Below are 6,724 nucleotides of genomic sequence, written 5' to 3' on the forward strand. Positions count from 1 at the left end.
GTTGGGGTGCGGGGGTGGGACGGCAAGAGGGCGAGGGCGGGTACGGGCGACCGTACCGCGAACTCGGCGCGCTACGCGCGTAGTTGGCGGCTCTGAAGCGGGCCCGCCGGGAGGTTCGCGCCCTCCCGGCGGGCCCGGGTCGCTCAGGGTGCCGCCGCGGCGACTCAGGGTGCGGCGGGCCGCCGGATCAGGGGGCTTCCTTCACCGTGACCGTGCCGTCCACGATCTTCTTCCTCGCGGCGTCGACCTGGCCCTGGATGTCGTCGATGAACCCGCCGGAGGTGGCAAGGGAGACGCCGCCCTTCTCCAGGGTGTAGGCGTTGGTGCCGGTCAGCGGCTTGCCGTCCTTGACGCTCTTGACCACGTCGAACACGGCGACGTCGACGTTCTTCACGACCGAAGTGAGGATCGCGTCCTTGTACTTGGCCAGGCCCGGCTGCTGGTACGCGTCGGAGTCGACGCCGATCCCCCAGGTGCCCTTCTTCGCCGAGATCGCCTCGATCGCGCCCGCGCCGGACTGGCCGGCCGCGGTGTAGATGACGTCCGCGTCGCGGTCGAGCATGCCCTTGGCCTTGGAGTTGGCGGCCGCCGGGTCGTTGAAGCCCTTGTCGTTGTTGGCGTACAGGTACTCGGAGTAGACCTGGACATCCTTCTTGGTGTCCTTGACGCCCTGCTCGAAGCCCGCCTGGAACTTCTGGATCAGCGCGTTGTTCACCCCGCCGATGAAACCGACCTTGCCGGTCCTGGACTTGAGCGCGGCGGCGACACCGGCGAGGTACGAGCCCTCGTGCTCGGAGAAGACGATGCTGTCGACGTTCTTGCCCGGCGAGACGGAGTCCACGACCGCGAAGGTGGTCTTGGGGAACTCCTTGGCGACCTTCTCGATCGAGTTCCCGTAGTTGAAGCCCACGCCGATGACCGGGTTGTAGCCGGCCTCCGCGAGCGAGGTGAGACGCTGCTCGCGGTCGGCCTCGGTCTCGTTGTTCTTGGCCGTCAACATCTTGGATTCGACGCCGAGTTCCTGCTCGGCCTTGTCGACACCGCGGGCGGCGGACTCGTTGAACGAGTGGTCGTCCCGGCCGCCGACGTCGAAGGCGAGGCCGACGCCCTTGTTCTGGCCGCCCGACTCCTTCGAGCTCTCGCCACAGGCGGTGGCGGTGAAAGCGAGGGCCGCCGTGGCGACGCTTGCGGCTGCGATCCTGGTTACCCGGCGCAAGAGGACTTCCCCTTCGGCTGAAAGCGCCTCTTCGCGGCGCTGGCTCGGCAGGATCGTAACGCGCGTAGATTCCAGATAAAGCCCGTATTCGAAGCTGTTACCGGATCGTCGCCGGCCCGCCGATGGCGGGTTGCCCGGGGCTCGACGGACGGTGGTAGATCGCCGCGCTGTGGGCAGGCGGGCCGCCGCCAGGCGGAACGGGTGGGCACAGCGCGGCCACCGGCGTGCAGCCGCCCACGAAGCCTCAGCCCTCGGCGGCCTGTTGCGCTCCGGGCGCGGCTACGGTCCGGTGCGGGGTGGGACCCGTACGCCGGGTGCGGGTTCCGGTGTGCCCACCCGTTCCGCCCCTAGCGGAACGCATGCCCACACCGGGACGGTGTCCCCGCCCACCCGGCGGAGCCGGGGCCCACACCGGGGCGGAACCCGGTGGCCGCACCGGGACGGTGGCGCGCGCCCGCCGCGTGGCGGGCGGTGTGACTACGACCGGTGGGCTTCCAGGAGGGCGGCGGCGGTGAAGAGTTCGACGCCTACCCTGATCGCGCCCTCGTCGACGTCGAAGTCGCCGCAGTGCAGGTCGCGGCGGGTGGTGTCGCCGACAGGGCGCACGCCGAGGCGTGCCATCGCGCCGGGGACGTGCTCCAGGTACCAGGAGAAGTCCTCGCCGCCGAGGCTCTGCTCGGTGTCCTCGACCGCGTACGATCCGCGCCGCACCGCCATGGCGTCCCGCAGCAGCTCGGTGCTGGAGGGCTCGTTGACCACCGGCGGGACTCCGCGGATGTAGTTGATCTGCGACTTGGCGTGGTGCAGCGTCGCGACCTCGTCGATCGCCGCGTGCACCAGGTCCGGCGCCGCGCGCCAGGCCGGCAGGTCGAGGCAGCGGACGGTGCCGGACAGTTCGGCGTGCTGCGGGATCACGTTGCAGGCGTGGCCGGACTCGATCCGCCCCCAGGTGACGGCGAGGCCCGAGCGGGCGTCGATCCGGCGGCTGATCAGCGCCGGCACCTCGGTGGCCACCTTGGCCGCCGCCGTGACCAGGTCGGTGGTCAGATGAGGGCGGGCGGTGTGGCCGCCGGGCCCGTCGAGGGAGACTTCCAGCCGGTCGCAGGCGGAGGTGATCGGTCCGGTCCGCAGCCCGATCCGGCCGACCTCGACCTTGGGGTCGCAGTGCACTGCGACGATCCGCCCGACCCCTTCCAGCACGCCGGACTCGATCGCGTCGGGCGCACCGCCGGGCAGCACTTCTTCGGCGGGCTGGAAGATCAGCCGTACCGGCTGGGGCAGCCGCCCGGCCCGCGCCAGCTCGGCCAGCACCAGGCCCGCGCCCAGTACGACGGAGGTGTGCACGTCGTGCCCGCAGGCGTGCGCCCGGTCGGGCACGGTCGAGCGGTACGGCACGGTCTTGGTGTCCGGGATCGGCAGCCCGTCGATGTCCGCCCGCAGCGCGAGCAGGGGCTGCCGGGGCGCGCCCGTGTCCGTACCGATGTCGCACAGGAGACCGGTGCCGACGGCCAGCACTCGCGGTTCGAGCCCGGCCCGCTCCAGCCGTTCCTTGATCGCGGCGGTCGTCCGGAACTCCTGATTCCCCAGCTCGGGGTGCATATGGAGGTCGCGCCGGAAGGCAATCAGCTCGGTGCGCAGCGTATCCGGGAGCGTCCCGGGCAGTGCGGGTTCCGCGGGCAGGTCGGCGTCGGTCTCGGGGGACATCAGTTGGTTCACCCTATGCAGCCTACGACCGGGTGACGGACAACTGTCCCTCGATCAACAAAAGTTCAGCCCGATGGGGTGAGAAAATCGGGCCGCGGACCGCATAGCCGGGACCGCGGAGGGGTAAACAGAGAGGTTCACCCGCAGCCGTACCGAAACGCCCTCTACGGCGCCGCCGCCGACGCCTCGAACCGTTTCCCCTCCCCTACGGCGCCGCCGCCGGGACGGAGGAGAGGCGGTGGACGTCGCGGGCCGTGCCCGTCACGCCGGAGAGGAAGCCCTGGGCCCGGGGGGAGGCGGTGTCGGTGAGCCAGGCCGGGTCGATGTCGCAGACGGCCACCTTCACATCGGTTCCGGCGAGCGCCAGCGGGAGGGTGTGGACGACGGTCGAGGGGAAGCTGACGATCGTACGGCCGATGGGGCCGCGGCGGGCGATGAGCTCCAGGGGGAGGTCGGGGCGGACGATCTCCAGGCCCGTCTCGACGGCCAGGCGGTGCAGCTTGTCGGTGTTCTCGCGGCGGTGCGCGAAGTAGCGGGTGGCGCCGTGGGCGCGGGCCAGGGCGGTGACCGCGCCGACGTAGCGGTCCAGGTCGACCACGCCGGTCTCGGCGAGCGAGGTGCCGACCAGGTCGGCACCGCCGGTGAGCGCGGGCGGGCCGAAGCGGGCCCGGGTCCAGGCGAAGTCGTTGGGGGTGACCAGCACGCCCGCCGGGGGTTCGACCGGCATCGAGCTGAAGACCTCGACGCTGCGGTGCCCCTCGCGGGGCGTGAGGCGGCGCCGGGCGACCGCCGAGACGGGCGCGAACACCGCGTCGCGCGGGCCGCCGCCGCGCCCGCTGCGGTGCCAGCGCACCAGGCGCTCGCCGCGGGCCAGCTGGGAGACGAACTCCATGGTCGCGGTTCCGTCGTCCACGACCACCAGCTCGCGGGCGCGGGCGAGGGTGAGCAGGAGCTGTACGTAGCGGGAGAAGGGGTCGCCGATGACGATCCGGCGGGCCCTGCGCACCGCGGGCGCGAGCGCGCCGATGGTATGGAACGGCGCCGCGGGCCCGCCGCGCGCGTCCTCCCAGCGCACGGTGAGCCCCTCCTCGCGCGCGAGCTCCGCCATGCGCCGCAGCTGCCCGCGGGTCATGGGGTCGTTCGGCGACAGGACGACCACGGTGACGCCTCCGGCTGGGGCGGCGGGGTCCGACCGGGCCTCAGCCGGCGGGCCCGGTCGGGCACCGATACCGAGAAGTACGTCCGCGCCCCGGGCCGCTTCCCCACCGGGAAAGGAAGTGGGCGCGGAAATCCCCGACCGGGCCTCCGCCGCACCCGGGTGGGGGCCGGCACCCGGGAGCACGGCGGCGCCCCGAGGCGCATCCCCGCCGGAGGCAGGAGGGGAGAGGGGAGTTCGCGGGTCCCGGGCGTCCTGGGAGCGGAGGCGGTCCTCGTACACCCACTCCAGGACGTTGAGGAGCTGGACCGGGCTCTCGACGAAGGCGAGGGTCTCCCCCGCCGCCGGGCCCGGAGGGACGTCAGGTCGGCTCACCGGTGTCCACCCCGTGTGTTCTCGTGCCCGTGTGTTCTCGTGCGGGTCCCCGCCGGAGGGCGGGCCCGCCGGACCGGCGGGGGCGTTGTCGCGTCCCCGCCGGTCCGATGCGCCGTTGTTACGGGCTTTGCTCACCGCGGGTGACCGTCAGACGGCCGCGGGCTCGCGGTCCTCGGACTCGGCGACGACGCCCGGCACTCGCCGGAGCTTCTTCATCGGGCCGAGCTCGGACTCGTAGACCTTCTTGACGCCGTCGCCGAGCGACTCCTCGATGGTGCGGATGTCGCGGACGAGGCGGGCCAGGCCCTGCGGCTCGACCGAGGCGGCCTGGTCCGAGCCCCACATGGCGCGGTCGAGGGTGATGTGGCGCTCGACGAACGCGGCGCCGAGGGCGACCGCGGCCAGCGTGGTCTGCAGGCCGGTCTCGTGGCCGGAGTAGCCGATCGGGACGTTCGGGTACTCGTCCTGGAGGGTGTTGATGACCCGCAGGTTGAGCTCCTCGGCCTTCGCCGGGTAGGTCGAAGTGGCGTGGCAGAGAAGGATGTTGTCCGAGCCGAGGACCTCCACCGCGTGGCGGATCTGCTTCGGGGTGGACATGCCGCTGGAGAGGATGATCGTGCGGCCGGTGGCGCGCAGGGCGCGCAGCAGCTCGTCGTCGGTCAGCGAGGCGGAGGCGACCTTGTGGGCGGGGAGGTCGAACTTCTCCAGGAAGGCGACGGCCTCGGTGTCCCACGGGGAGGCGAACCAGGCGATGTCCTTGGACTTGCAGTACTCGTCGATCTGGCGGTACTCGTCCTCGCCGAACTCCACGCGGTGGCGGTAGTCGATGTAGGTCATCCGGCCCCAGGGGGTGTCGCGCTCGATGTCCCACTGGTCGCGCGGGGTGCAGATCTCCGGCGTGCGCTTCTGGAACTTCACCGCGTCGCAGCCGGCCTCGGCGGCGGCGTCGATGAGCTTGAACGCGTTCTCCAGCTCGCCGTTGTGGTTGATGCCGATCTCGCCGGTGATGTAGACCGGCCGGCCCGGGCCGGCGGTCTTGTCGCCGAGGGTGCGGAGGCGGGAGGTGGTGCTCATGTGTGAGGGTTCCTTACGTCAGAGAAAAGGGCTGTACGTCAACTCGGGCTCGGTTGGCCGTACTTGACCTGGCGGGTCAGAGGGACGGGCCGAGGATCCAGGCGGCGATCTCGCGGATCGCGCCGTTGCCACCGGGGGTGGAGGTGACCGCGCGTGCGGCGCCGCGCACCACGTCGTGCGCACCGGCGACCGCGACGGGCCAGCCGACGAGGCCGAAGCACGGGAGGTCGTTCACGTCGTTGCCGACGTAGAGCACGCGCTCCGGCGCGATGCCCTGCTCCTCGCACCACTGCTTCAGTGCGAGGTCTTTCCGGTCGATTCCGTGCAGCACGGGGACCCGCAGCTTGCGGGCGCGTGCGGCGACGACCGGGTTCTGCTCCGTGGACAGGATCAGCAGGTTCAGGCCCGACTTGCGCAGGGCCGCGATGCCGAGTCCGTCGCCGCGGTGCACGGCGACCATTTCCCGTCCGTCGGAGTCGACGAGCACCCTGTCGTCCGTCTGGGTGCCGTCGAAGTCGAGTACCACCGCGTCGATGTCGTCGCGGGTGGGGAGTGCCCCGGGGCGCGGTGCGTCCAGCAGCGGGGCGAGCGCGCGGGCGCGCGCCAGGTCGTGCGGGTCGTCGACCTCGAGTACGCGCGCGGGGTCGGTGCGGACGAGTTCGGTGCGGCCGAAGAACCGGTGCCCGGCCTCGCGGAAGCCCGCGGCGTCCATCGCATAGACGGCGCCGGTCTCCAGGAGGTCCTGGGGGCGGTCCTGGCGGCGAGGGCGGAAGGACTTGTCGTGGTTGACGCCGAAGCCGCCGCTCTCTTTGGAATCCGCAGCGTCCTCGCCCTCGGCGCGGTGCTCGGCGTCGCGCCAGACGAAGCCGTGGAAGGCGGCGACGGTCAGCGCGGTGTCGGCGCCGTCCTTAAGGATGGCGGCGGCGACGCCGTCGACGTCCTCGCGGGCGATGAAGGGGCTGGTGCACTGCACGAGGAGGACGACGTCGACGGCCTTGCCGTGCATGGCCTCGTGGGCGTCCATGGCGTGCAGGACGGCGGCCTCGCTGGTGGCGGTGTCGCCGGCGATGGCGGCCGGGCGCTGCACGACGTCGGCGCCGGCGCCGCGGGCCGCCGCGGCGATGCCCGCGTCGTCGGTGGAGACGACGACGTCGGTGACGACCCGGCTGGCCAGGCACTCGCGGACGGCGCGCACGACG

The 6,724-nt window shown here is 72.3% G+C and carries 5 protein-coding genes; all 5 read right to left on the minus strand.

Going from position 1 to position 6,724, the window contains the following annotated elements:
- Positions 1 to 187 precede the first annotated feature (187 nt).
- Positions 188 to 1,216, minus strand: a complete 1,029-nt coding sequence (locus tag AOK16_RS01085; protein WP_055470297.1) for a BMP family lipoprotein — start codon at positions 1,214 to 1,216, stop codon at positions 188 to 190.
- Between the two features lie 477 nt (positions 1,217 to 1,693).
- Entirely contained in the window at positions 1,694 to 2,920 is a 1,227-nt protein-coding gene (locus AOK16_RS01090) for a M20 family metallopeptidase (protein WP_055470299.1), read from the minus strand.
- A 205-nt stretch (positions 2,921 to 3,125) separates the two neighbouring features.
- Entirely contained in the window at positions 3,126 to 4,451 is a 1,326-nt protein-coding gene (locus AOK16_RS01095) for a hypothetical protein (RefSeq protein WP_079100929.1), read from the minus strand.
- Positions 4,452 to 4,598: 147 nt separating this feature from the next.
- Positions 4,599 to 5,525, minus strand: coding sequence for an N-acetylneuraminate synthase family protein (locus AOK16_RS01100; RefSeq protein ID WP_055470298.1), 927 nt, complete (start codon positions 5,523 to 5,525; stop codon positions 4,599 to 4,601).
- 76 nt (positions 5,526 to 5,601) lie between these two features.
- The coding region (locus AOK16_RS01105) for a cytidylyltransferase domain-containing protein (protein ID WP_055470301.1) at positions 5,602 to 6,724 on the minus strand (1,123 nt) is incomplete at its 5' end.

The sequence above is a fragment of the Streptomyces pathocidini genome (assembly GCF_001418495.1).
Lineage (GTDB): Bacteria > Actinomycetota > Actinomycetes > Streptomycetales > Streptomycetaceae > Streptomyces > Streptomyces pathocidini.

Excerpts from the sequence above, each read along its gene's own strand:
- AOK16_RS01090 (WP_055470299.1), bottom strand. The coding sequence starts at position 2,920 with ATGTCCCCCGAGACCGACGCCGACCTGCCCGCGGAACCCGCACTGCCC.
- AOK16_RS01100 (WP_055470298.1), bottom strand. The coding sequence starts at position 5,525 with ATGAGCACCACCTCCCGCCTCCGCACCCTCGGCGACAAGACCGCCGGC.